The sequence below is a fragment of the Streptomyces sp. A5-4 genome, assembly GCF_051131715.1.
In the GTDB taxonomy this organism is placed as follows: Bacteria; Actinomycetota; Actinomycetes; order Streptomycetales; family Streptomycetaceae; genus Streptomyces.
On record NZ_CP178591.1, the window covers coordinates 5,607,021 to 5,631,302 of the forward strand.

The 24,282-nt window shown below is 68.4% G+C and carries 19 protein-coding genes; 2 read left to right on the plus strand and 17 right to left on the minus strand.

Annotation, left to right across the window (positions count from 1 at the left end; all coding sequences use genetic code 11):
• Both ACLLJJ_RS26345 and ACLLJJ_RS26350 read left to right on the plus strand, forming a co-directional pair.
• Window positions 1-768: an MAB_1171c family putative transporter gene (locus tag ACLLJJ_RS26345; protein ID WP_434600528.1), complete on the plus strand. Its 768-nt coding sequence runs from the start codon at window positions 1-3 to the stop codon at window positions 766-768.
• The gene (locus tag ACLLJJ_RS26350; RefSeq protein ID WP_434595942.1) at window positions 765-2,201 is read left to right on the plus strand and encodes an amidase family protein; all 1,437 of its coding nucleotides are present in this window, start codon (window positions 765-767) and stop codon (window positions 2,199-2,201) included. Before ACLLJJ_RS26345 ends, ACLLJJ_RS26350 begins: the two co-directional genes overlap by 4 nt.
• A 500-nt stretch (window positions 2,202-2,701) precedes the next feature.
• On the opposite strand, the gene proS is transcribed toward ACLLJJ_RS26350, so the two are convergent.
• The 17 genes from proS to ACLLJJ_RS26435 all read right to left on the minus strand — a co-directional run bounded on the left by proS (window position 2,702) and on the right by ACLLJJ_RS26435 (window position 24,257).
• The gene (gene proS / locus ACLLJJ_RS26355) at window positions 2,702-4,108 is read right to left on the minus strand and encodes a proline--tRNA ligase (protein ID WP_434595943.1); all 1,407 of its coding nucleotides are present in this window, start codon (window positions 4,106-4,108) and stop codon (window positions 2,702-2,704) included.
• Between the two features lie 567 nt (window positions 4,109-4,675).
• Window positions 4,676-5,848, minus strand: coding sequence for a serine hydrolase domain-containing protein (locus ACLLJJ_RS26360; protein ID WP_434595945.1), 1,173 nt, complete (start codon window positions 5,846-5,848; stop codon window positions 4,676-4,678).
• Window positions 5,845-7,071, minus strand: a complete 1,227-nt coding sequence (locus tag ACLLJJ_RS26365; RefSeq protein WP_434595947.1) for a cytochrome P450 family protein — start codon at window positions 7,069-7,071, stop codon at window positions 5,845-5,847. Before ACLLJJ_RS26365 ends, ACLLJJ_RS26360 begins: the two co-directional genes overlap by 4 nt.
• Window positions 7,068-7,859 (minus strand): phytanoyl-CoA dioxygenase family protein, encoded by a 792-nt coding sequence (locus ACLLJJ_RS26370; protein ID WP_434595949.1) that lies wholly within the window; start codon window positions 7,857-7,859, stop codon window positions 7,068-7,070. The genes ACLLJJ_RS26365 and ACLLJJ_RS26370 overlap by 4 nt, the downstream gene beginning before the upstream one ends.
• A complete protein-coding gene (locus tag ACLLJJ_RS26375; RefSeq protein ID WP_434595951.1) occupies window positions 7,860-8,720 on the minus strand; it encodes a TauD/TfdA dioxygenase family protein in 861 nt (286 codons plus the stop codon).
• Window positions 8,717-9,505: a class I SAM-dependent methyltransferase gene (locus ACLLJJ_RS26380; RefSeq protein ID WP_434595953.1), complete on the minus strand. Its 789-nt coding sequence runs from the start codon at window positions 9,503-9,505 to the stop codon at window positions 8,717-8,719. The genes ACLLJJ_RS26375 and ACLLJJ_RS26380 overlap by 4 nt, the downstream gene beginning before the upstream one ends.
• Complete coding sequence (locus ACLLJJ_RS26385; RefSeq protein WP_434595955.1) at window positions 9,489-16,985, minus strand: SDR family NAD(P)-dependent oxidoreductase; 7,497 nt, start codon at window positions 16,983-16,985, stop codon at window positions 9,489-9,491. Before ACLLJJ_RS26385 ends, ACLLJJ_RS26380 begins: the two co-directional genes overlap by 17 nt.
• A gap of 2 nt (window positions 16,986-16,987) precedes the next feature.
• Window positions 16,988-18,322 (minus strand): crotonyl-CoA carboxylase/reductase, encoded by a 1,335-nt coding sequence (gene ccrA, locus ACLLJJ_RS26390; protein WP_434595957.1) that lies wholly within the window; start codon window positions 18,320-18,322, stop codon window positions 16,988-16,990.
• Window positions 18,323-18,547: 225 nt separating this feature from the next.
• Window positions 18,548-18,766, minus strand: a complete 219-nt coding sequence (locus tag ACLLJJ_RS26395; RefSeq protein ID WP_434595959.1) for a hypothetical protein — start codon at window positions 18,764-18,766, stop codon at window positions 18,548-18,550.
• Window positions 18,767-18,840: 74 nt separating this feature from the next.
• On the minus strand, window positions 18,841-19,416 hold the full coding sequence (locus ACLLJJ_RS26400; protein ID WP_434595961.1) for a DUF6624 domain-containing protein: 576 nt from the start codon (window positions 19,414-19,416) through the stop codon (window positions 18,841-18,843).
• On the minus strand, window positions 19,413-19,976 hold the full coding sequence (locus ACLLJJ_RS26405; RefSeq protein ID WP_358371167.1) for a hypothetical protein: 564 nt from the start codon (window positions 19,974-19,976) through the stop codon (window positions 19,413-19,415). Before ACLLJJ_RS26405 ends, ACLLJJ_RS26400 begins: the two co-directional genes overlap by 4 nt.
• 83 nt (window positions 19,977-20,059) lie before the next feature.
• Window positions 20,060-20,551: a helix-turn-helix transcriptional regulator gene (locus ACLLJJ_RS26410; protein ID WP_358371170.1), complete on the minus strand. Its 492-nt coding sequence runs from the start codon at window positions 20,549-20,551 to the stop codon at window positions 20,060-20,062.
• Window positions 20,552-20,679: 128 nt separating this feature from the next.
• Window positions 20,680-21,933 (minus strand): acyl-CoA dehydrogenase family protein, encoded by a 1,254-nt coding sequence (locus tag ACLLJJ_RS26415; protein ID WP_434595964.1) that lies wholly within the window; start codon window positions 21,931-21,933, stop codon window positions 20,680-20,682.
• 87 nt (window positions 21,934-22,020) lie between these two features.
• Window positions 22,021-22,662 (minus strand): GAF domain-containing protein, encoded by a 642-nt coding sequence (locus ACLLJJ_RS26420; RefSeq protein WP_434595966.1) that lies wholly within the window; start codon window positions 22,660-22,662, stop codon window positions 22,021-22,023.
• The gene (locus tag ACLLJJ_RS26425) at window positions 22,662-23,291 is read right to left on the minus strand and encodes a GTP-binding protein (RefSeq protein WP_434595967.1); all 630 of its coding nucleotides are present in this window, start codon (window positions 23,289-23,291) and stop codon (window positions 22,662-22,664) included. The genes ACLLJJ_RS26420 and ACLLJJ_RS26425 overlap by 1 nt, the downstream gene beginning before the upstream one ends.
• A 43-nt stretch (window positions 23,292-23,334) precedes the next feature.
• Window positions 23,335-23,745 (minus strand): DUF742 domain-containing protein, encoded by a 411-nt coding sequence (locus ACLLJJ_RS26430; RefSeq protein ID WP_434595969.1) that lies wholly within the window; start codon window positions 23,743-23,745, stop codon window positions 23,335-23,337.
• Entirely contained in the window at window positions 23,742-24,257 is a 516-nt protein-coding gene (locus ACLLJJ_RS26435) for a roadblock/LC7 domain-containing protein (protein ID WP_434595971.1), read from the minus strand. Before ACLLJJ_RS26435 ends, ACLLJJ_RS26430 begins: the two co-directional genes overlap by 4 nt.
• Between the last annotated feature and the right edge of the window lie 25 nt (window positions 24,258-24,282).

Here is a 24,282-nt window from a genome sequence, read left to right on the forward strand (position 1 = left end):
CTGTACGTCACGGCCTACACCATCGGAGAACTGTTCCTCGCCCACGCCTGCTGGCGCCTGGCCCGCCGAAGCACCCGCGGGTCCGTCCGCTACGGCCTGCGCATCGTCGCCCTCGGCGCTACGGTCACCCTCGGATACAGCGCGGTCCGCATCGGCAACGTGATCGCCGGCGCCTTCGACACCTCCCTCGCCGACTGGGAAGGCTTCGCCTGGACCTGCGGCGATGTCGGCGCCATGCTCACGCTCATCGGCTGGCTCGTGCCCACCATCAGCGACCAGGCCCAGAGCGTCCAGTACCGGATCAAGCAGTACCGCTGCTACTACGGCCTGCGTCCTCTGTGGCTGGCGTTCTACAGCGAAGCGCCCGAGATCGAGCTGCCGATTGACCGAGTCGACCGGGCCCAGCGGCGTCGCTTTCGCCGCATCTCGGTCCGGCTCTACCGCCGAGCAGTCGAGATCCGGGACGGCCGGTTCGTGATCCGCCGGTATCTCGATGCTGCGGTCCGCGAGGTCAGCGAAGCCCATCACCGGGCCCGGGGGCTTCACGGCCAGGAGCTATCGGCCGCCGTCACGGCCGACCAGATCCTCGCCGGAATCGCTGCCCGGGCCGAAGGTACCCGCCCCGAGCCCGACCAGCTCACCGAGTTCGCCGATTCCGAACGCCAGACCAGTCGGCCCATGGACGACATCGATGCTCTCCTCGATGTCGCTCGCCACCTGCCACGCCAGCCCGCACGAGCCCTCCACCTTGAGCGAGTCTCCGCATGACGAACGACCTCACCCACCAGCCCGCTCACGTTCAGCTCCAGGCCCTGGACCGCGGCGAGATCTCGAGCCGCGAGCTACTTGACCTCCATCTCGATCGGATCGACGCGAGCCACGTGAACGCCGTCGTCACCCGCGACGACGACGCGGCCCGGACCGCCGCGGGAGCAGCAGACGAACGCCGCGCCCGCAACGAGAGCAGCGGCATCCTCGACGGCCTTCCCCTCACGATCAAGGACAGCTTCGAGACGGCTGGCCTGCGCACCACCAGCGGTGCCGAAGACCTCGCGGATCACGTCCCCGTACGCGACGCCGACGCGGTCGCCCGGCTCCGCCACCAAGGGGCCGTGATCATGGGCAAGACGAATACGCCGGCGTACTGCCAGGACCTGCACACCGACAACAGCCTGTTCGGCCGCACGCTCAATCCTCACGATCCTGAGCGCACCGTCGGCGGCTCCTCCGGGGGGCCAGCCGCCGCAGTCGCCGACCACCTGGCCCCCGCCGACCTCGGCAGCGACCTCGCCGGCTCACTGAGGCTTCCGGCGCACTACTGCGGCGTATACGGCCTGCGCCCCACGCACGGACTTGTCCCGGCTCGCGGCCACATCCCCCGCCCGCCGGGATGGATCACCAGCAGCGACATGGTCACCCCCGGCCCCCTGGCCCGCCACCCCCGAGACCTCGGCCTGCTCCTTGACGCGCTGACAACACCGTCGCCCGCCGAGAACAGCCCCTGGCTCGTGAAGCTGCCTTCGGTGTGCCGCGCAGTCGGCCAGCTCCGTGTAGCGGTATGGGACGAGGACGCGAGCTGCCCCGTCGACCGTGAAACTGCAGGTGCTCTCGCCGCCGTCGAGCAGGCACTGGCCTCCGCGGGCACGAACGTCCGCCGCACCGCGGGGCCGATCGGTTTCGCCAACTCTCTCCGCCTTTTCGAACAACTCCTCCACGCCACCGCGACGGCCACCACCGACGACGAAGCCGGCGCGGCTGAAATCGCGGCGGCACGTGACCTGCACGACGGTGACTTGAGCCCACGGGCAACCTTCCTTCGCCACCGAACGCAGACACACCGCGCCTGGCTCCGCGCCAACGAGGAGCGCCTCCGACTCCGGGAGACGTGGCATCGCTTCTTCGCCGACGCTGAGCACGATGTCCTCATCACCCCTGTCGCTCCCACTGCGGCGATCCCGGCCGGCAGTCGCACTCTCACGGTCGACGGAGTCGAGCGGAGCTTCTTCGACCAGACCGGCTGGGCCAACCTCACCAGCCACGTTGGTCTGCCCAGCCTGGTCATGCCTGTCGCGCGAAGCGCTGACGGCCTCCCGATCGGCGTACAGCTCGTGGGACCGAACTACTCGGATCGAACCTTGCTCGCCCTGGCGAAGTATCTGGCTTCGCTTCTCGGAGGGAGGGCCGCGGGAATCAGTCTTTGACACTGCTACCCAGCGGCACGCCGATGGGAAAATGAGAGGTGGCAGTACGGGTTCAGGGGCCTCAGGCGAATGCCCGCCGGCGGCCCGGACTGTTTTCTTCCATTCGTCGCGGTCGGAGCGACGTCACAGGCCGTGGTCGAGGATGGACTGGCCGGCCTGGAGGTGTTCCACGAGCTGCGCGCGCAGGGCGTCGATGGCGGGCGCTTCCCGCTCGAAGTAGGTGTGCTCGGGATAGTCGACGCCTCAGCGGCCGTGAAAGTGGTAGACCTCGTCCACGCTGAGACGGATCAGTCCGTAGGTGGCCAGGGCCTGAGGCGTGAGTTCGGGATCAGGGAGACGGAGTGCAGTCCCCTTGTAAGGGATCGCTATTGACGCGTCGTTTCGGAGAGCGGCCTGGAGAAGCGGGCCGGTGGCAACACCGGAACCGCGCTTCAGGCCGACTCAACCGCCCCGCAGGAGCAGTGGCGAAGGCCATGCTCCTGGGGGGCCATGTGGTGGTGCTAGTACGATCTGGCGAGGTAGGCGACCAGGTCCGCTTCGTCGTCGCTGTCGGGCACGGAGCCATCCGCCCTCGTCAGGCAACGCACGGACACCCCCACCTCGTTCGCCCTCGCCTCCCCGTCCGCGCCGACCTTGACCCAGGGCACCCGGGCGAACCCGTCCCCAGCCGCCTCGATGGCCGCTTCGAGCGTGGTGACATCGGCGGTCCGCTCCTTGGTGCGGCGGGTCGCCTCCTCCAAGAGCGCCGCCTGGTCGCCCTCGAGCGCTTCGAGCACCGCCGACACGGCTTCGGCCAGCGGCGTGGGCGTCTTGGTCCCGTCCACGCGCCGAACCAGCACCACGTGGCCAGCCTTCAGGTCACGCGGACCGAGCTCGATACGCACGGGGTAGCCGCGGAGCTCTGCCTGCACCGCGCGTCGGCCGAACGACACATCGACGCGGTCGTCGAAACCGACCCGGACTCCGGCGTCGCGCAGGGCGTCCCGTAGCTTCATCGCCTCGGCCATTACGCCGTCGCCGTCCTTGACGACGGTCACATAAGCCTGGACTGGAGCCAGTCTCGGCGGCACCCGCAGCCCGTTGTCGTCGCCGTGGCACATAATGAGGCCGCCGACCATCCGGGTGGACGTGCCCCAAGACGTGGTCCAGCAGTGCTCCTGGCGACCCTCGGAGGACAGGTAATCGATGTCGAACGCCTTGGCGAAGTTCTGGCCGAGCTCGTGCGATGTGCCCATCTGCAGGGCCTTGCCGTCGCGCATCATCGCTTCGCAGGTATAGGTGCGTGTCGCGCCGGCGAACCGCTCCCGGGCTGTCTTGAGTCCGACCTGGACCGGGATCGCGAGCACCTGCACCATGAAGTCCTCGTACGCCTCGTGCAGGATCCGGCGGGCGTACGCGCGCGCGTCGGCCTCGGTGGCGTGGGCGGTATGACCCTCCTGCCAGAGGAATTCCGAGCTCCGCAGGAACAGTCGGGTCCGCATCTCCCAGCGAAGCACGTTTGCCCACTGATTCAGCAGCAGTGGAAGGTCTCGGTAGGACTGGATCCACTTGGCCATGGACTCACCGATGACCGTCTCGCTGGTTGGCCGGATCACGACCGGCTCGTCGAGCTGCTTGCCGCCGCCGATGGTCACCACTGCCAGTTCGGGCGCGAAGCCTTCCACGTGCTCGGCCTCACGGCGCAGGTACGACTCCGGGATCAACAGCGGGAAGGACGCGTTCTCGGCGCCGGCCGCCTTGATGCGAGCGTCCATCTCGGAGACCATCCGCTCCCAGATCGCATACCCAACCGGCCGGATGACCTGCGTCCCTCGCACCGGACCCGGCTCGGCTAGCTCGGCCTTTGCCACGACGTCCTGGTACCAGCGGGGAAAGTCCTCTGCCTGAGGTGTAAGTACGCTCGCCATGAGGTGAGATTGTAGCCGATCGATGGTGGGGCACCCGCCGCGCTACGGCGAACGTGCTGGAGGCGACGCCTAAAAATAAGGGGAGTCGGCGCACGTAGGATAGCGCGCGTATTTACTGGGCTGAATTGACGGCGATGGGCACTAAAGTCGGCGTGACAATGGCGAGACTGGTCGGCAACCGCCTGGTGCGCTGCCCGAAAGCGCGCTCGGCACCCACAGCTCTGACTACAGAACGCTGCCCTCTCTCCCGAGGTGGCGTGCTGACCGCGCCGGCCGTGATGGCGATGCGGCCAGCTCCAATCCCTGGCATCACGTTCATAATTGAAAAAGTGCGGGGCGTCGATATATGGACATGTCGGTCTGATTCCCGAGGGAAGCGATAACGGGAGGTCAAACCACTACGGCCGCAAGATGTTGTACTGGCAGAGGTTGGTCCGGCTTGCCTTGCCTTTGCATCTTTCAGTGCGCATATCGGTTCCGATAGAAATGAGCCCAGTGACCGTCGGGGGCGAATACGACTGCCCGGCATTCGGGTAGATGGCTTGAGGGCGGATCGCTTCCCTCGTTTCACATCCCCTCGAGCGCCGCGTAGCAGGTACGGATCAGCGCTTGTGCGCGGCGGTCCGGTACCTCGTACACGCTCTTCATCTTGTTGGGCAGGAACGCGAAGGAGAACTCGTACTCCGGGTCGGCGAAGGCCAGTGCGCCGGTGGAGCCGATGTGCCCGAAGGCGGGGCGCCCGAAATCCGGCCACAGTGGACCGCCGGGAAGCATGAAGCCGCCGGCCCAGCGGGTGGGGAGGCGGAAGACCTCGTCCATTCCCGACGAGCGCTCCAACGCCGCCATCCGCACAGATCGCGGGCTGAGCAGCCGACCCTCGGGGATGTCCGATACGAGGGCGGCGAACATCTTTGCGACCGCGTGCGCGGTGCCGTAGGCGGCCGGGCGCTCCGTGCTGTGATATGCCGGGTTGTTCATGTCCTTGAAGGTCATGGCGGTTGAGCCGAATGTCGCCCGGTGCAGCAGGGAGTCCTGATCGACGAAGCCCGCAACATACTCGCGCTGCCCTGCGGGCACCACCTCGGGCACCTGGTCGTCGGACGGGGGTAGCACTTCGGCGAGACGCCGTGTGTCATCCGAGCTCAGTGACATGTGCAGGTCGATGCCGAGAGGGTCGATGACATGTGTACGGACAGCCGCGCTCGCTGGCGCCCCGGTGACCCGCCGGATGAGCTCACTGGTCAGGAAACCAAGCACGATGGCGTGGTATCCGTGAGCCTCCCCCGGCTTCCACAAGGGAGTCAGATTCTGGATCTTCCGGACGACGGGCCACCACTCAAGCTCGTCAGCCAGAGTGATCGGATCCGGAAACGCGGGGATTCCGGCCCGGTGCGACATCACGGTGGCCACCGTGATGTCGGCCTTCCCGTTGGCGCCGAACTCTCGCCAGTAGCCGCTCACGGGCGCTTCGATGTCCACGTCACCCAGCTCTGCCAGCCGCCACAACGTGGTGGTCAGCACCGTCTTCGTGATCGATGTGAGCGGCAGCAGCGTGGTCGGAAGCCAGTCCAGTCGCCGGTCCACGTCGACATGCCCGCCCCATAGATCGGCGACGACTTCGCCGCGGTGGTAGGCACAGAAGCTGAAGCCCAAGTCCAGGCCGGCGGAGAGGTGCTCGCTCAGAACATCCCGAACCGCCGCGAATCCGGTGTGGACGGAGCCATGAACGCGCCCGGTCATGGCCGGTCCAGGGCTGGACGAAGCCGCACCGGGAGTGTCTTGAGACCGCGGAGAAGCAGTCCGGGCGACCACATCAGTGTCTCCTGGCCACCGACAGGCGCGAGGTCGGGGAAGCGGTTACTGAGGGCGGCGAACGCCACCTCCCCCTCCAGTCTCGCGAGACCCGCGCCCAGGCAGAAGTGGGGGCCCAGGCCGAACGCGAGGTGACCACCTCCCGCCCGGTCCACGATGACGTCGTTGGGCTGGTCGAACCGGCTGCCGTCGCGGTTCGCGGCAGCCAAACTCAGGAAGACGGTGTCACCAGCCTTGATGGTCTGCGTCCCCACCTCTATGTCCTCGCGGGCGAACCTCGGTGTCGCCACCTCAATCGGGGAGCAGAACCGGAGCAGCTCCTCGACGATGCGAGGGGTGTCCTGCGGTGCGTCGCAGAGGCGTTGCCATGCCCCGGGCGTCTCGTGCAGAGCCAACAGACCGGCCGAGAGCAGGCCGGCGGTGGTCTCATGGCCCGCGACCAGCAGGATGAACCCCATCGCGGCCAGCTCCCGGTCCGTCATCTCGCCCCGGTCGCGAGCCTGGACGAGCCGGCAGAACAGGGAGTCGTCCGGGGCGGCCCGCCGCTCGTCCGCCAGGGCGAGCAGGTAGTCGGACAGCTCCCGCGCCGCGCCCGGGATGAGCGCCTGCTCCGTCTCGTCCGCGGACATGAGGAGCTCGGCCCAGCGACGGAACCGCTGCCGGTCCGCTACGGGGACCCCCAGCAGTTCGCAAATGACGATCAGGGGCACGAGCGCGGCGAACTCGGTGGCGAAGTCGACCGTCGTGTCCGGGTCCAGGCGATCGAGCGCCTCGGACACGACGGCCTCCACCATGGGCCGCAGCGTGGCCAGCCGACGCGGCCGGAAGTCGGGCGCGACAAGGGCACGCAGCCGGGTGTGCTCCGGCGCGTCCACCGTCAGCAGGTGCTCCAGGACCGGCCTTGACGTCTCGCCATCCCGGTTGATGTGCACGGAATGCCAGCTCGGCCCGGCGAACCGGGAGTTCTTCGAGAGACGATCATCATTGATGAGCGCCCGGATGTGCGTGTAGTCGACCAGCAACCAGCACACAACCCCGGTGGGGAGCCGCACCTGGGCAAGCGACCCGGAGGCCCGGAGCTCGTCGTAGAACGGGAACGGATCGGCCTTGAAGTCGTTGTCGAATATCGGCAGCTCGCGAATCGTGGTCATTCGACCCCCCGCTCATAGACCAACGGATTGTACTGCGAGTCGGCCAGGTCACCGATTTCCCGACCCGGGAAGTAGACCAGGTCCACGAGGTCGATACCGAACGGCTGCGCCCGCAACCGCTGACCGTCCTCGCAGAAGAACGCGGTGAACGCGTAGCGCGGGTCCTGGGTCTCATTGCGATCGGACCGGTGGAAGAGCGTTCCCGTGTGGAACAGGACATCACCCGGGGACATGTCCGGGCAGCAGAACTCGTACCCCTTTTCCTGGAGGAGTTCGGCTACGTCCTCGTCCGACATGCCCTGCTTGTTGAACAGGCCGTCCTGGTGGGACCCACGGGCGTAGATGACCGCACCGTCCTCACGGCGCACCGGGGCGAGTGCCACCCAGGCGGTGACCACCCGTTCGAGGAGGGCGAAGTACTCGTCCTGGTGCCACGGGACGGCCCTGTTCTCGGAGTCCTTGTAGAGCATCGAGTCGTGGTACAGCCGCACGCGGTCCATCCCCATGAGCCGACCGGCGATCTCGGCCAGCTTGGCGTGGACCGACAGGTCGGCGAACTCGTCGATGATCCGCCACAGGTTCGAGATCACCTGGACGGAGGATGTCCGCGCAAAGGTATAGCGGGGATCACCGTCTCGCTCCCCGGCGTTGTACGCGGTGCGCTCCGCCACCAGCGCGTCGCGCAGTCGGCTGACCAGCTCCACAGGGAACACGTTGCTGACTTTGACGAAGCCGTCCTGCTTGAACCGGCTCAGCGTGTCGGCATCCAGCAGCTCGCTCGTTTCCATTTATGCTCCCTTCCCGGTGCCGCCCGCGGCGACGGTTCGCTCGATTGAATGCAAGGTGATCCGCCACGTGACCTTCGTCGCCTCCGGCGGAACCGGCTGGGCACGGTGCATGACGATCCGGTTGTCCCACACGAGCAGGTCACCGTCGGTCCATTCGTGGACGTAAGTGAAGGCGGTACTCTCGACGGTCGCGTAGAGCTCGTCCAAGAGTGCCGCACCGCGATCCCGGTCGTAGTCAGCGATTTTCGCCAGCATCATCTGGTTCAGGATCAGCGCGGCCTCACCCGTCGCCGGGTGCGGGCGGACAAGCGGGTGATGGACGTCCTTCAACGACGCCAACATGTCGGGGTCGTCGATGCCGGACGCCATGTGATCGGCGGCCATGGTCTCGCGCACCGGATAGAAGCCCGCCAAGGCACCGACTTCTACTTGGAGTTCCGGTGCCAGAGCGCGATGGACGGCACGTCCGTCGACGAAGCTGGTTGTCCCGCCGCCCTCCGGCGCGACGATGCAACCGAGCAGCGTCGCCGCAGTGGGGACCGGCTGCCAGGAACCATCGGCGTGCCAGTACATGCCGCCACCGTCCACCCCGCTGCCCGCGATGGTGGACTGGAGCCGGATGTGCTCCATGCCGGGAAGCCGATGCTCGGCCGGGCGCACGGATTCCGGCACCCCCAGGGCCTCGGCGAACGCCCGCATCGACTCGGGAGTCAGCCGTTGGCCGGGCAGCAGGACCACGCCGGCCGTGTAGAGAGTCTCGACGAGCAGGTCCAACGTGGGCTCATCGAGCGGGTGGGCCACATCGACATCGGTCACCACAGCTCCGAGGCCGTGGGCCGTCAGCGGGCGGATCGTGATCACGGCCGCACTCCCTTTGAACCGGGCGGCACCGCGGTGATGACCGTAGCCGTGTAGTGGAGGGTCACCAGCCCGTCGGCGGCGTGCTCACGGAACAGCACCGCCAGCGCATGCCTGAGCTGTTCCGCCAACGGGTCGCCGCGTTCCGGGGCATAGGACGTGGAGTGGATCCGGTGCCAGAGCCCCTCCTCTGTCACGTGCTGCTCGTGCCGGAGGTGGGACGGGTGTATCGAGGTGCCGGGCGGCATGGCTGCGGTCACCAGCTCAACGGGGTCCGGTGCCTGTGCCCTGGCCGCCGCGTAGGCGGGCAGCAGGCTGATCAGCACGCCTTCGAGCGCCTGGCAGAACGCGCAGTTGCGGCATCGCATCTCGTTCCACAAAGCCAGAAGCCCGCCCCCAGGCCGCAGGATCCGGGCGAACTCCACCCGCACCTGCGCGAGGTCGAACCAGTGCAGCGACTGCCCCACGGTGATCGCGTCGACCGACTGGTCCGGCAGCCCGGTATGTTCCGCGGCCGCCGCGACCGAGCGGTAACCCCGGTGGCCGAGATGTACGCGGTCGGCCACCAACCGCATGGCCTCGTTGGGTTCGACCGCGTACACGTGGTACCCGAGGCCGAGCAGGCTGCCGGTCAGGATGCCCGTCCCGGAACCGATGTCGGCGATCTCCGCGGGTGGAGCGACACCCACGATCGCCGTCAGCGGCATCAGCGCGTCCGGTGGATATTCCGGACGGCCGATTGCGTACGACTCGGCCCGCCTGGTGTACAGATCAGTCGACCGCGACATTGATTGACTCCCGTGTGTCGGCGGCCAGCAGAGACGCCATGAGGGCCCGATGACGGTCGGCCCAGGTCGCCACCGTCGCCTCAGCGAAGCGGTGCGCGTGGTACCAGTAGTTGACGACCAGATCCGGCCCCTGTTCCGCCACCACGAGGTGAAGCCCGGGAATGCGGCGCAGCGAGCCGAAGTCGTAGCGGCGCAGGAGCGGGTGCTCGACCTCGCCGAGCACCTCGATGAGGTCGACGCGTGGCGTGCCCGTCTGCTCCTCGCGGCGGTAGCTGGTGAAGTTGATGCCGACGTCACTGAAGTAGGTGTCCAGCGGCAGCCCGGTGAACGCCCGGGCCGTGGTCAGCAGGTCCGTGGCGGGGTACTGCGGATGGGTGGAGAGGGTCGCCAGCGTGTCGTCGACCTGCTGGACCAGCTCGCGGGCGCCCCAGCCCTGGACGTGGATCGGCACCGGGAACGGCATGGTGAAGGGCCCGATCGTGCCGGCGTACCGCTCGTCGAAGCGAGAACTGCGGATCATGGACACGCACACCGCGGGCGCGCCGACGACCTCCGCCATGAGTGCCGCGTAGGTGCTCAGGACGACCGAGAACGGAGTGACCTCCAGTTCCTTCGCCACGCCCCGGATGTCGTCCATGTTCGCCAGTGGTTCGCCGGGTGTGTACCGCAGCGAGGGGTGCGCCTCGGTCGTACCGCCCTGGTCGGCGCCGGGCAGCTGGGTCCGGCCCGGCACGCCGGCGAACAGCCCGGCGAAGTAGGGCCTCTCCCGGTCGATCGAGTCGGCGAGGTAGTCGGCCTGAGCCCGCGTGTACGTCGCGTACTGGACCGTCCGGCCGAGGTCGGGTACTGCTCCGCCGTCCCGGACCTCCCGATAGACCTGGCGCAGTTCACCGACGAATACCGACAGCCCGGATCCGTCGAACTCCAGGTGTTGGCCGGCCACGGCCACCATGAACCGGTCATCCGGCAGGTTGAGGCAACGAACCCGCCACGACGGATGCTCGACCGGATCGGGTATCTCCTCGCGGAGTTGCCGCAGCTCGCCAGCGACAGCCTCGGCGCAGTCCTCCTCGTCCATGGTCGCGAGGTCCCGGAAGAGGTCGTCCTCAGGCGGCAGAACCTCGTCGGCCGACAGCACCGTGATCGAGTTCGCCTCCGGGTAGTACTGCCGCAGCAATTCGTGCCGGTCGACGACCGTGTGCAGGGCGACGCGCAGCGCGGCCCGGTCGAGCCGGTCGTGGAAGATCGCCGGCACGACCCGCAATCCATAGCCGGCCCCGCGGGTCAGACTGAGCCAGCGACGCTGCTCCAGGGAGAGCGCGGGCCTGATCTCCGGTGACTCCTCGGTGGAGAGATCGTCCAGGCGAGTCAGCAGGGACTCGGTGATGCCGGCGATGGTGGGGTGGGTCAGAAGCAGGCGTGGCGGCAACGGCATCTGGAGCGCGCTCTGCAGGGTGTTCCGCAGCTGGATCATCGACAGTGAGTCCAGACCGAGATCTGCGATCGGGTCGTCCGGTCCGAGTACGGTCGGCAGATCGATGTAACGCTCAATCATGGCCGCGATGGCGCGCGCGAGCAGCTCCGTGCGTTCAGTGAGAGGCGCCCCATCGAGCTGTGCCCGTAGCGATGTCTCCGGACGTGGAGCTCGCACTGGTGACGCGGTCGCACTGAGCTCGGCGTAGAACGAGGCGTCATTCAAATCGTGGGCGTCGAGGAACACCTCCCAGTCATTCGGCAGGACCAGCACCTCGGCTGTGTCGGCGCACAGGTGGCGGCGCAGCACCGCCTCGGCTACGCCGGCGTCGACCGTACCGAGGCCGCGCTGCCGTAGTGCCGTCATGAGTTCGGCGTCATCACTGACGTGCCCGGCGTTCTTGAGCACGCCCCAGTTGAACGACACACCGGGCAGGCCAATGGCCGAACGCAGCTGGGCCAGGCCGTCGAGAAACGCGTTGGCGGCAGCGTACGCGGCCTGCCCGTAGTTGCCGTGCACCGCAGTAGCTGACGAGTACATGGCGAAGAAGGACAGGGGTGCCTGGTGTCGCAGAGCGGACCGGTGCAGATTCCACGCTCCACGTACCTTCGCCGTTAGCACCGGGGCCACTGTGGTCCAGGACGCCTTGTCCACGAGGGAGTCGTCGAGGATCCCCGCACTGTGCACAATGCCACCGATCGGACGAGTGGCCCGACGGTCGGCGAAGAGCCCGTCCACGGCATCCTCGTCGCACACGTCAACCGATTCCGTCTCGACGGAAACACCGGCCGCGCGCAGCTCCGCGATGCGCTCCTCGGCGCGTTCACCGGGTGGGCGACGGCCGACCAGCAACAGATGCCGGGCTCCGCTGTTCGCGAGGACCTGGGCAGTCCAGAGTCCGAAGCCGGTCAAGCCGCCGACGATGAGATAGGTCCGGTCCGCGCGGAGCATCGCCGGTGGATGATCCTGTGGCGCGGCGGCGGCTAGGCGCGCGGTCAGCAGAGTGCCCTGGCGGATGGCCAGTTCGCGCTCCGCCGTACCACTGGCGAGGCACGAACGGAGCATGTCGAGATCGGCCGCGGCAGAAGCCGCCGGGAGATCGACAAGGACCGTGCGGAGCTGGGGCTGCTCCAGGGCAACCACTCGGCCCAGACCCCATACCGCACGGTTCAGGGGGGCCACCCTGTCATCGGCGGAGACTCGTTGTGAACCCCTGGTCACGAGCCAGAGCCTCGGCGGGTCGCCGACGGGATCCGAGATCGCGCCCCGCACCACATCGAGCACGCGCGTGATGCACGGGCGTAGGGCCTCGACCGGGTCGACTCCGCTGTCCAGGTCGTCCTCCTCGAAGAGGACCACGATGTCGCGCCCCTCGGAGAAGTCGTTCTCGGCCGACAGAGCGGCACGGACCGTGGCGCTCCAGGGGCCATCGGGGCCGACGGCGACGACCTGCCCCGCGGCGAGGGGCGGACGGGAATCCGGCAGGGGATGCGGCAGCCAACGGACCTCGTGGATCGGCGCCCGGCCCGCGTCCTCGACGCCGTAGTCGCCCGACCAGACGGCGGACGGCCCAGTCCAGTGGCGGCGTCGCTCGAACGGGTAGGTGGGCAGGTGTGCCGGACGACCCCCGTCACCGTTGACGGCGTCCCAGTCGAGGTCCAGGCCAGCCTCGTACGCCGAGGCCAGCGCCTGAGCCAGGGTGCGCGACGCGTCATGGCGCGCGCGCACAACGGGGACGAAGGGGCCGGGATGGTCGGGAAGCACGGTGTGCGCGAGCGACAGCAGGCCGGAGGAGCCGCTCAGCTCGAAGAACGAGCCGGCACCGAGTTCCCCGGCCCGGGCGAGCCCGGGCCCGAACTGTACGGTCTCGCACAGATGCCGCGCCCAATAGGCCGGCGTGGCGATGTCGTCACCAGCTATGTCGCCGGTCGTGTTGCAGATGACCGTACGGGTGGCCGGATTGAGTGAGATTCGGCCGAACGCGTGAAGCAGGCGGTCGGCCGCCGGTCGCATCCACCGGGAGTGACCAGCCCGCAGCGAGCCGAGTGAACGTACCTCGAGTCCGGCCGAGGCCGCGGCGGCCCCGAACCGGTCGAGGTCCTCCGCAAGGCTCGAAACCACCGTGTTGCGGTCGCTGTTGACGACCGCGATGTCCACCTGAGAGTCGGTCGCTTCGATCAGCCGCATCACCGTCGCGGCATCCGCGACCACGGTCATCATGGTCCCGTCCGCCGCGGTGTCCTGGATCGCCCGGCCCCGCTCGATGGCGACGTACATGCCTTCTTCGGCCGAGAACACACCCGCCGCGCAAGCGGCAACGTACTGCCCCATGCTGTGTCCCAGGAGCACGTCGAACCGCACGCCCTTGGACTCCATGAGCCGGAACAGCGCCAACTGGACGGCAAAGGTGAGCGCGTGCACCTCGACCGGGTCGTCGATCGGCAGATCTTGGTTGTCGGGGGCATACAGCAGGCTGCTTACGGTCGTGCTCAGCTCGGCCTTCGTCACGGTGTCGAAGCTGTCGAGCACCGTGCGGAAGAAGGGCTCCGTGTCATAGAGCTCCTGCCCCGTCCCGCGGCGCTCGACGCCGTGTCCGGCGAAGAGCCCGACGACCGATCCGGTGCCTGGATACGGACTCGCCGAGTGGTCCCCGCCGACCCGGCTGAGCCCGTCGGCGATGGCCTCGTCGGCGGCCACCACGGCAGCCGTGCGCCAAGCGTGGTGGCGTCGGCCCGTGCCGAGAGTTCTGGCGGTGTCAGGCACGGCAACGGAGTTGAGCGCGTCGTCACGCCAAGCTTCCAGGACGCGGCCGCGTGCGGCGTCGGACCTGGCGCTGAACGGGAGTACGTACCACCGGCGCTGCTCCTCGTCACGCGCCGTCCGCTCCGGTGCCTGTTCGAGGATCACATGGGCGTTGAACCCACCGATACCGAAGGCGCTGACCCCCAGCCGGGTGACGCCGTCCTCCGTCGGAAGCGGGCTGAGCCGGTCGACGACAGTGAAAGGACTGTTCCCGAGACTGAGCTCCGGGTTCGGCTGCTGGAAATGCAGGGTCGGCGGGACCTGCCCGTGCCGGAGCATGAGCACCGCCTTGAGCAGACCCGCCATGCCCGACGCCCATCCGAGGTGTCCGAGATTGCCCTTGACGGAGCCGATGCCGCACGAGGAGACGGGCAGCGGCCCGTAGGCGCGCCGCAGCGCCTCGATCTCGATGGCGTCGCCGACCGGGGTGGCCGTGCCGTGCGCTTCGACGTACCGGATCGTCGAGGGGGCGATCGCGGCCGCGTCCAGCGCCATCCGGATCGCCCGCTCCTGCCCGGCCACACTGGGCGCGGTCATGCCGACCTTCTGTGCGCCGTCGTTGGAGATCCCACTGCCGCGGACGACCGCGTAGATGTCGTCACCGGCTGCGAGCGCGGCGTCCAGCGGCTTGAGGGCGATCACACCGACGCCGTTGCCGAACACCGTGCCGGCGCAGTCGCGGTCGAACACCCGGCAATGGCCGTCCGGCGAGAACGGCATGGACTCCTGGTACAGATAACCGAACATCTGCGGCACCGAGATCGACGCCGCACCGGCCAGTGCGACATCGCAGGTGCCGGACCGCAGGGCCTGGATCGCGGCGTGCAGGGCGTAGAGCGAGGTGGCGCAGGCCGCGTTCACATTCAGGCTTGGGCCGCGCAGGTCGAGCGCATACGACGCCCGCCCGGCCATGAACTCCTTGTCGTTGGCCATCAGCAGGCTGAAATCGTCCACGGAGGACGTCAGCGATCGGACCCCCTGCCCAGGCAACAGGTTGTTCAGCAAGTAGGTGCTCGGGCCAGAACCGCCGTAGACGCCCACCGAGAGATCCGGCCGCGGTACGCAAGCGGCGTCCTCCAACGCCTCGGCACAGCATTCCAGGAAGAGCCGGTGTTGCGGGTCCAGCTGCCGCGCCTGCTCACCAGACATGCCGAAGAAGCCGGCGTCGAACAGCTCGATGTCACGCAAGATGCCCGCCGCGCGCGTGCGACCACGCTCGTCCGGGCCGTCGCCGTGGCGGGTGATGCTTTCCCGGCCGGTCACCAGGTTGGACCAAAACCCTGCCGGAGTGCTGGCATCGGGGAACCGGCAGGCGAGGCCCACGATGGCCACTGGCATGTCGGCGCCGTCACCGGTCGGGCGCCGCACACGTCGCCGCACGGGAGCGGTGACCGGCAGATCGCGGGAGTCCAGGTGCTGGGCCAGGGTTCGCACGGTTGGGTGCGCGTACGCCTCGACGAGCGGGAACTCGATGCCCAGGGCGGCCGAGATGTCGCCGACCACTGCGGCGGCGAGCAGCGAGGAGCCACCCAGGTCGAAGAAGTTGTCGTCACGGCCGATCCCGACCACATCGAGCTGGGTCTCCCAGATGCCGGCGATGAGTCGCTCCGACGACGTCCTGGGGGCCGAGTACGTGACCGACAGCGACGGGCGGTCGCGCGCGACGTCCGGGAGCCGCGCGGCGTCCACCTTGCCGTGCGCATTCAAGGGAATCGTGTCAACCCGGATCCAGAGCGACGGCACGGAGGGTCCTGATAGCAGCGGGGCGAGGAAGCCCCTCCACGGTGGATCCGCCTCCCGTACACCCAGCACTTGCCCACTCTGCCCGCCCTGCCCACTCGTCGGACGGTCGTCCTCCGGCGGGGGAACTGTCGGTATCGACTCCGACACCACATACGCCACGAGTCGCGGCCGGCCCTGCCCATCGTTGGAGACGGCCACGTGCACGTCACTGACGTCGGGGTGGCGCGCGAGGAGCACTTCCACCTCGCCAGGCTCCACGCGGTGCCCGTCGATCTTCACCTGTCGATCGATACGGCCCAGGTACCACAGCTCGCCGTCGTGGTGACGGGCGAGGTCCCCGGTGCGGTACCACCGTCGGCCGTCACGTTCGATGAAGTGCTCGGCGGTCAGCTCGGGACGGTTCCGGTAGCCGTACGACAGGCAGTCCCCGCCCAGCAACAGCTCCCCCGCCTCGCCCGACTCGTCGGCCTCCTCGGCCCGCGGGTTGGTGCTGTCGGCGTCGGCGATGCGCACCGAGACGTGGGGGAGTGGTTGGCCGATCGGCGGCAGGTCGGGCCACTGTGACGCGTTCTGACCAAGCGTGTGGCTGGTGACGACGTGGGTCTCCGCAGGCCCGTAGTGGTTATGCAGCCGAGCGCTCCCGAGGTGGGCGAACCATGCGCGGATCTCGGGCGTGATACGAAGCTGTGAACCGGCCACAAAGACGTGCTGGAGCGCGGTGAGCCTTGGTCGGCTCCGGCCGCGATTCGCCACCGCCTGCAGGATGGCCGTGGGGAGGAACACGCGGGTGATGCCGACATCGGCGAAATGGTCGAGCAGGCGGGCGGGGTCCCGCCGCACGTCGTCGGGGACGATGTGCAGCGTGCCGCCGAGGGCCAGGCTGGTGAAGATCTCCTGCCACGCGACATCGAACGTGGCGGCCGCGAACTGCGCTGTGTGCGGGGCGGTGGAACTGCCCTCGGTGCGGACATGCCAGTCCACGAGACCCGACAGGGGCCCGCGTCCCATCGCCACGCCCTTGGGCTCTCCGGTCGATCCGGTGGTGTGGAGTACATACGCCAGCTCGTCCGCGCGGTCGTTGGACCGGTGGCCCGCGGCGGGGAGCGGGGTGACGTCGAACTGCAGGGCACTGCCGTCGGCCGGCTCCGCTTCGCGGATCACATAGCGCGCGCCGGTGTTCGCGAGGATCGTCTCGGTCCGCCGCGTCGGTTGGGTACGGTCAACAGGGACGCACCCCCGCCCCGATCGCAGGACGGCGAGGCTCGCGACCACCATGCCCACCGAGCGCGGCACGTCGATCACGACGGGCTCGTAGGATCCGGCGGTGTCCTGAATGGACACGGCGAGGGCCGCGCTCAGCCCGCCGAGCTGACGGAACGTGAGTGCCCGCTTCGAGTCCCGCACCGCGACGACGTCCGGACACCGTTCGATCGTCTCCACGATCAGGTCCACAAAAGACATCGTCATGCGCCTTTCACGGTCGGGTCGTCGCTGCGGAAAAGGCGGAGCCGCTCCGCCGGGATGCTGGCCCGAAGCTCGAGGTCTGTGACGCCCAAGCCTTCACTGGGGGCCAGGCACAGCACCCCGACCTTGCCGATGTGGACGTTTCGATGCACCCGGTGGACTGCTTCCGCCGACTCGGTCAACGGATGCACCTCGGAGAGAGCCGGCATGATCCGGCCCATTTGCACCAGTCGGTTCGCCTCGGCTGCCTCCTGGTAGTTGGCACCATGACTTCCGATAATCCGTTTCAGATTCATCCACAGGTGACGATTGTCGAACTCATGCACGTAGCCGTGGCTCGAACCGCAGGTGACGACTGTGCCGCCGCGACGAGCGAGGTAGACGGAGGCACCGAAGGTCGGCCGGCCCACGTGCTCGAAGACGCAGTGTGGGTCCTCGCCAAAGTGGTCCCGTATTCGGCTGCCCAGCCACCGCCAACCCTCAAGGGACGAGAGCCCGTCGGCACCGGGCGCGTCGTAGCGGTTGATGACGAGGTCACATCCGATCGACCGCGCAAGTTCCACCTTCGACGCGCTGCTGACGACGCCGACCACCTGGCAGCCGGCCGCCTTCGCCAACTGGGTCGCGTAAGCCCCCAGACCACCGGTCGCACCCCACACCAGCACCAAGTCGCCGATCTTGACCCGGGCACCGCGATCGCTGATCAGCATCCGGTACGACGTCATCAGGCACAGGGTGCTGCAGGCGGCCTCTTCCCAGGTGAGGTGAGCAGGTTTGGGGAGCAGCTGAGTCGCCTTGACGATCGCGTAGTGGGCGAGGCCACCGAAATTCGTCTCGAATCCCCAGGCGCGCTGAGACGTGGAAAGCATCCCGTCCCATTGCGTGATCGGATCCTGTTCATCCGTATGCAGGGTGCCTACAACGACGTGATCGCCGACGCGCCAATGGCGAACGGACGGCCCTGCTCGAACGACGACTCCGGCCGCATCCGAACCCAGAATATGCTGGTCGGTTGCATGGCGGGCGAAGTCGGGATTTCCTTTCGCCAGTTTATCAAGGAACCGGAATGTGGGGATCGGCCGAAACATAGCGGACCAGACGGTGTTGTAATTGATCGCCGACGCCATGACGGCGACCAACACCTCGTCGACCGCGAGGTCCGGCAACGGAACCTCCTCCACGTGGAGCGACTTCCGGACGTCAATAGCCGACTCGGCTTGACCTTCGAACATCCGCTGGTCGGATCTCCGAATCACAAGGCCGGTGGTGGACGTCGGTGTCGGACACTGCTCGAGAATCTCCCTCGATGATTCTGCGAGCACCGCATCAGTCATGTGGGCAGTCACGGCACCCCTCCAATGGCGTGAACAAGAGCAGCCTTGGGCGGCAGGAATTCCTCCTGCCGCTCCATAGGTTCCCCTAAGGCTGCCCAAGAGTTTTGGGTTGGCCCATCTCAGCGATTCCCCGACTGATGGTGGTCACGCTTGCAGGCCGCCGCGAACCAGTCAACATAATTTTCGGTCACGGTCGATGTAATTCGTGAGGCATTGGCCTGATCTTTAACCTCGCTGCTGTCTCAGGCGGACGTTTTCGGTGAGGGTTTCGGCTCGCTTCACGGTCGTCCCGGGTTCATGCCAGTCGAGCTGGTTCCGTGCGACGATCGCCTCGTTCCGCTCGGCCTGGTGCCGTGCGTCCTGCCTGAGCCGGCCAGCTCCGACCACGGTGGGGGCGAGGGAGATGGCGGCGCCACCAGCGAGGACAGCGGTGGTGACCTTCATAGGGCAACGGTCCTTTCAGGTATAGGGAGCTGTGGTCGGGCGTCGGATCGGTGGAGTGGGCGGGGCCAGCTGGGTCATGCGGCCCCCGCGAGCACGACGGTCGGGGAGTCGTCGGCATGGCCATGCGGGGCGAGCCGCTGACGCACCGTATTCAGGGCGGCGGCGATCGGTGGCAGCCCGATGGAGGCCCTTCGCTGGTCCAAGGAGTCGGGCGCGCGCACCGGGCACAGCTCGACTCCTGTTGCGGTGAGGACCTGTTGAGTCCCGAACTCCTGGGGGCGACCGCTGTTGACCAGGGTGCGGTCGTAGAGGTGGGCCCAGTGCTGGACACGCGCGTCGCCGTCCTGGACTGCGCGCTCCAGCAGGGTGGTGGCCGCCCGTTGGAAATCGGCGTCGTCGTCGGCGTGAAGAGCCAGGCTCCAGGCGGCACGTGCCGCTTCGGCGCCGACGAGGCGGTGGCCGGGCCAGTCGTGTTCGGCCAGGACGCGGCGCAGCACCTTGGTGTCGGCGTGGTCGGCGTGTCGGTCTTGGCCGAGTTGGACGGCGTCGAGCTGGTTGCGCAGGCGCTTGGCTCTGCGCGCTGCCGCCTTCGTGGCTCGGTCGATGAGTTCGCGTGCGAGGTCTGGCCGCAGCGGTTCGGCGGCCGTCACGTGATGGTCCGGCTGTCTGCGGCGGACTGCGGTTCGTGGACCTGGCAGGCGATGAGCACGCTCAGTCCAGAACGTTGCTCGGCGATGAGTTCGAGGCGAGCGGCCCGCTCCTCGTGCTGCCCCGTGCCCGTTCCGCGCACGTCCCAGCCCATGTGGGTGAGCCGACGAAGGAATGGGGCGATCGGATCATCGTCGAGGGGATGGCGGGCCAGGGCCTCGGCGCGCACGAGGGGCAGTTCGCGTCGGGCGGCGAAGTCGGAGGCCCACAGGGTGATCAGCTGGATGGTGTCGTCGGAGCGGTCGGGCAGGGTGTGGATGCAGCTCAGGAAGAGACACGGGCCCTGACCCCATCCGAGGTCGGGCGCGCGCTGCGGGATCATGCAGGCCACCAGCAGACCGTCCTCGAACAGTCCGGCCGGCTTCGACTGCGGGTTGCGGAACAGGGCTGGGACATCGGCTCGGGTGGGTACCGGTAGGCCGCGCATGGTGAGCCAGCTCTGACGGTCCTGGACGAGCGCGGCGGCCTCGTCCCGCTCGGCGTCCGTGCACAGAGTCCGCATCTCGTATACGGCTGATAAGCCTGGTGCGCGCTGGTGCAGTGATGCGGGAGACGGCTCGGTGGACGGTGTGACGGGTGACGTGTTCACTTCACTGCTCCGCTCTCCACCGTGCCGGTCGGCTTGGTGCCCAGTAGGTGCCAGGCGTGGGCCAGGACGACGAGCTGGGTGACGTCGGCGGTGCCCGTCTCGTCGAGCAGTTCGTCGAGTGCGGACCGGAGATCGGCGGGGGCGATCTTGGCGGCGAGGGCGATGTCGCGGGGGGAGCTGAGTTCAGCGACCGCCTTCAGCAGCAGCCGCTTCTCCGCGTTGAGCTCCGGCGTTGCCCGGTCCGTCGTCGGCAGGGCTACCTGCTCGGTCGCCAACAGGCGATGCACGAGCACGTGCGGCTTGCAGCGAGGCGGGCAGTGGACGCTCACCCGGATGTCGCGGACGTACTGACGGACCGTGTGGGGCGACAGGCCAGTTCTCGTGGTGATGTCTTGGGTGGTGAGACCGTCCACGAGGTGCTGGGCGACGCGCTGGTGGGTCGGCTTCAGCGGTGTGATCGGTGCGCTGGTCGTCGTGGACGGGGTCACGGGTGTCTCTTTCTCGGCTGGGTGGACGGTTTCCGGAAGGGGTGCCGCCGGCCCCCGCGGGGGACGGCGGCCGGCGGCACGGGCCCGCGCGCGGCGGTTGGGATTCACGGGGTGCCGCGCGCGGGGGTTCATGCGGCGGTGGGGTCGGGTTGTGCCCAGGCGGTTTCGGCAGCGAGGCGTTCGGACCACTGGATGTGGTCGTCGTCGAAGGCGGCGTCGGAAAGGCGTATTCGCTGGACCTCGCCCGTTCCGGCCGGCGGGTGGGTGTGCTGGATGTCGCGCCACAGGCGCTGGAGGAGGTACTCGCGGTCGAGGGCGTGGGCGCCGTGCAGTTCCATGGCGTCCTGGGCAGACTTCATGGCCCACTGGTGGCCCAGGTACTTTGCGTTGATCAGGTCGGCGTCGCAGGACAGGCCCTGATCGAGGAGGTGCACGGCCTGGTAGGCCAGGATCCGTGCAGCGCGCAGGCGGGCCTCCATGTCGCCGACTCGGTCCCGCAGGACCGGCAGATCGGACAGGGCGCCCCGGTAGCGGGGCCGGGCCTTGAGGTAGGAGGTCGTGGTGGCCGCGACCGCCTCGTGGATGCCCAGGCTGACGGCGGCCAGGTTGGGGCGGCCGTACAGGATGCTGCTGCTCTGGGCCACGCTCAGTCCCTGGCCGATCTCTCCGATCACGTTGTCGACGGGGACGCGGACGTGGTCGAGGTCGAGGCGGCCGGCGGAGAAGCCGTGCAGGCCGAGGCCGGGGCGGTGGGCAGGGACGCAGAGCCCGTGGCGGTCGGATTCGACCATGAACGCGGTCAGCGCCTGCGAGGTGCGCACGCCCGCCTCGGCGGTCCGGGCGATCACGAGGTGGGCTCCCGCGAGATGGCTGTTGCCGATATGGATCTTGCTGCCGGTGATCAGCCAGTGGTTGCCGGCCTTCTCGGCGGTCGTCTCGATGCCGCCGATGTGCCCGCCGGCGGTCGGTTCGGTCACCGCGATCGACAGGAGCAGCGAACCGTCCGCCACCCCCGGCAGCCAGCGACCTTTCTGCTCATAGGTGGCGAAGTGCAGCAAGGCGCCGACGGGGATCAGGGTGGCCTGCAGGATGGCTGCGGCAGCCGCAGAGACGCAGGCGATGCGGTGGATCAAGACCGTCTTGGCCACATTGCCCGCGCCCAGACCGCCGAAGGCAGCCGGGACGGTGACGGCGAACCAGCCCCGTGCGGCCATCAGATCGGCGACCTTGCTCTCCACCCTGCCCGGAGCGGCTTCCATGCGTACGGCGCGCGGTGCGATGTGCTCGGCCGCGAAGGCGTCCGCCTCGTGCCACAGCAGTTCGTGGCGGGCGGCGAGATAAGGACGCAGCGCCGGAGGCGGTGTGGCGGTTGTGGCGGGCATGGTCGTCTCCCTCTCCCTGGATGAAGGTCGCGCGGTAGAGCGGCCGGGTATCGCCTGCGGCTCCCGGGTGGGGGCGGTGGAACGGGCCTAGCGGACGGGCGCGGGGGCGATGCGGTCCATCACCTGCGTGCCGGCGTTGATGACGATGTCTCTGAGCCGTCGGGCCTCGCTCAGGGGCCGCTTCTCGGGGTCGATGACGCAGACCGTGCCCAGCACGGTGCCGCTCTCGTGGATGAGCGGGGCGCCGAAGTAGGAGCGGATCCCGACCGCGTCGACCACGTGGTTGCCGCTGAAACGGGGGCTGGCGTGCACGTCGTGCAGCGGGAGGGCCTTCTTGCGGGCCACGACCTCCGGGCACCAGCCGTGGTCGTGGCTCATGGTGCGGCCGACGATCACGTACCCGCTGTCCGCGGGCGGCTGGTGCAGTCCGACGAAGGTCTGCTCCTCCAGGAACAGATTGACGAACCCGTACAGGAACCCGGCTTTCTCAGCCATGTCGCGGGCCAGCTCGTCAAAGTCCGAGCTGGCAGCAGTCGACACGCCCAGGCGCTCCAGCAACTCGTACCGCTGCGCCAGTTCGGTCGCCTGCTGGGCCTGCGGGCCGGTGATGGCAGCACCGGCTGGGATGGACAGCCCGTGGGCGCCGTCGCGCGTGCCGCGTTGCGGCAAGGACAGCGCGGACGGTGCGGCTTGGGGCACGAGGTGGGGATCGTTGGGCTGATACGACATCAGGCGTCCTGGAGGGTGGTGGTGGATGTGGGGTGAGCGGGGCGTGCCGGTGTGTTCTGCACTGCGTGGCCGACGAGGGTCAGCAGGACGCCGGCGACGTGGCTCGGATTGCGGGCGTCCCACGAGGTCGCCCTCGCGCCCTCCGCCCAGTGGGGCGAAACGTCGGTGACCACCGGTACGGAGGTGGGCAGGTCGAGGGCGGCGCGGACCTGTTCGGGGTGGTAGCGGTGGGCTCCGTCGAAGTGGTTCACGGCGACGACGAAGGGCAGGCCGATGTCTTCGAAGAAGCTGACGGGGGTGAAGCTGCTCTCCAGGCGGCGGGTGTCGACCAGGACGACCGCGCCGACGGCTCCCCGGGAGAGGTCGTACCAGAGGTCGACGAACCGGTCCTGGCCGGGCGTGCCGAACAGGAACAGCTCCAGAGGTACGGGCGCGTCGGGGAGGCTAAGGCGGCCGAAGTCGAAGGCGACCGTGGTGGTCTGCTTGGCCTCGACGCCTTCCAGGCTGTCCACGTCCGTGCTCGCCTCGGTCAGGTACTCCTCCGTGCTCAGCGGCGTGATCTCGCTGACCGCGCCCACGGCGGTGGTCTTGCCGGCGCCGAACCCCCCGGCGATCACGATCTTCAGCACGGTCGGTGCACCGGCATGCGAAGTCCGCAAGCCCACAGGCGGGTCATCCGGCCTGGCGGTAGGCGATGGCATCGGGAAACTTCCTTTTCAGGGCCACTGAGAGGGCCGCCAACAGGTGGGTGGTGGGACGTTCATCCGCGTCTGCGTCGGAGCCGTAGGCATCGGTGACGGAGATGACAAGGGCTTGGGAGTCCAGGAGGTCCGAGACGAGGATCTTGACGGCGGTGACGGGGCGGCCGAGCCGTCCCGCCAGCTCGGTTACCGAGCGTCGGTGATCCCTGCACAGGGCGAGGATCTCTTCGCATTCCTCGGCTTGGCACAGGCCGGGCCGTCCGGGGCCGGCATCCAGCACGGTGTCCAGGCCCAGCAGGTGCCGCGGCCTGGTGCGCCCGCGCGTCAGCGTGTAGGTCCGCACGAACGTCGAGTCCTCGGCCGCATCGCCGTGGGTGCTCACCGGGACTCATCACCTGTGCCGACGCGGACGGGGATCTGCATGTAGGGGGCGAACCTCTTCACCAGGCGCCCCATCTCGAACCCGACGGGGCCTGCGTCGGCGTCCGGGGCAGCGATGACGGCGAGGACCGTGTCCACCTCCCCGCGTTCGTTGCCGGGGTGGTCTTCGAAGACCGCGCTGCGACCGGCGCTCTGGACGAAGAACAGGCAGTCGTCGCGCTCGATGATGATCTGCCTGGCCGGACGCTTCCGGTGGGTGGGACCGGTGGCGTTCGACGCGAGGGAGGCCATACCGGCGAGCGCGGCGGACAGCTCGTCCGCCCAGTCCTTGTCTACTTCGCTGTCCAGGAGGCGCAGCCCGTCCCGCGACAGGAGAACGGCGTGCGTGACGCCCGGGACGTCGGCGGCGAACTGCCGTAGCAGCCAGGCCATGTCATCCCGCTGATGGCTCGCCGTCGCCTCGGATGCGGGCGCGACGCCGGTCGGCGGGTTCATTTCAGGGCGGGTGCTCATGAGGATTGCTCCAGAAGGGGGGAAG

Coding starts and splice junctions, on each gene's coding strand:
- ACLLJJ_RS26360 (WP_434595945.1), bottom strand. CDS start 5,848: ATGACCGGGCGCGTTCATGGCTCCGTCCACACCGGATTCGCGGCGGTT.
- ACLLJJ_RS26420 (WP_434595966.1), bottom strand. CDS start 22,662: ATGTCGTATCAGCCCAACGATCCCCACCTCGTGCCCCAAGCCGCACCG.
- ACLLJJ_RS26385 (WP_434595955.1), bottom strand. CDS start 16,985: ATGTCTTTTGTGGACCTGATCGTGGAGACGATCGAACGGTGTCCGGAC.
- ACLLJJ_RS26350 (WP_434595942.1), top strand. CDS start 765: ATGACGAACGACCTCACCCACCAGCCCGCTCACGTTCAGCTCCAGGCC.
- proS (WP_434595943.1), bottom strand. CDS start 4,108: ATGGCGAGCGTACTTACACCTCAGGCAGAGGACTTTCCCCGCTGGTAC.
- ACLLJJ_RS26435 (WP_434595971.1), bottom strand. CDS start 24,257: ATGAGCACCCGCCCTGAAATGAACCCGCCGACCGGCGTCGCGCCCGCA.
- ACLLJJ_RS26370 (WP_434595949.1), bottom strand. CDS start 7,859: ATGGAAACGAGCGAGCTGCTGGATGCCGACACGCTGAGCCGGTTCAAG.
- ACLLJJ_RS26415 (WP_434595964.1), bottom strand. CDS start 21,933: ATGCCCGCCACAACCGCCACACCGCCTCCGGCGCTGCGTCCTTATCTC.
- ccrA (WP_434595957.1), bottom strand. CDS start 18,322: ATGACTGATGCGGTGCTCGCAGAATCATCGAGGGAGATTCTCGAGCAG.
- ACLLJJ_RS26365 (WP_434595947.1), bottom strand. CDS start 7,071: ATGACCACGATTCGCGAGCTGCCGATATTCGACAACGACTTCAAGGCC.
- ACLLJJ_RS26380 (WP_434595953.1), bottom strand. CDS start 9,505: ATGTCGCGGTCGACTGATCTGTACACCAGGCGGGCCGAGTCGTACGCA.
- ACLLJJ_RS26405 (WP_358371167.1), bottom strand. CDS start 19,976: ATGCGGACTCTGTGCACGGACGCCGAGCGGGACGAGGCCGCCGCGCTC.
- ACLLJJ_RS26395 (WP_434595959.1), bottom strand. CDS start 18,766: ATGAAGGTCACCACCGCTGTCCTCGCTGGTGGCGCCGCCATCTCCCTC.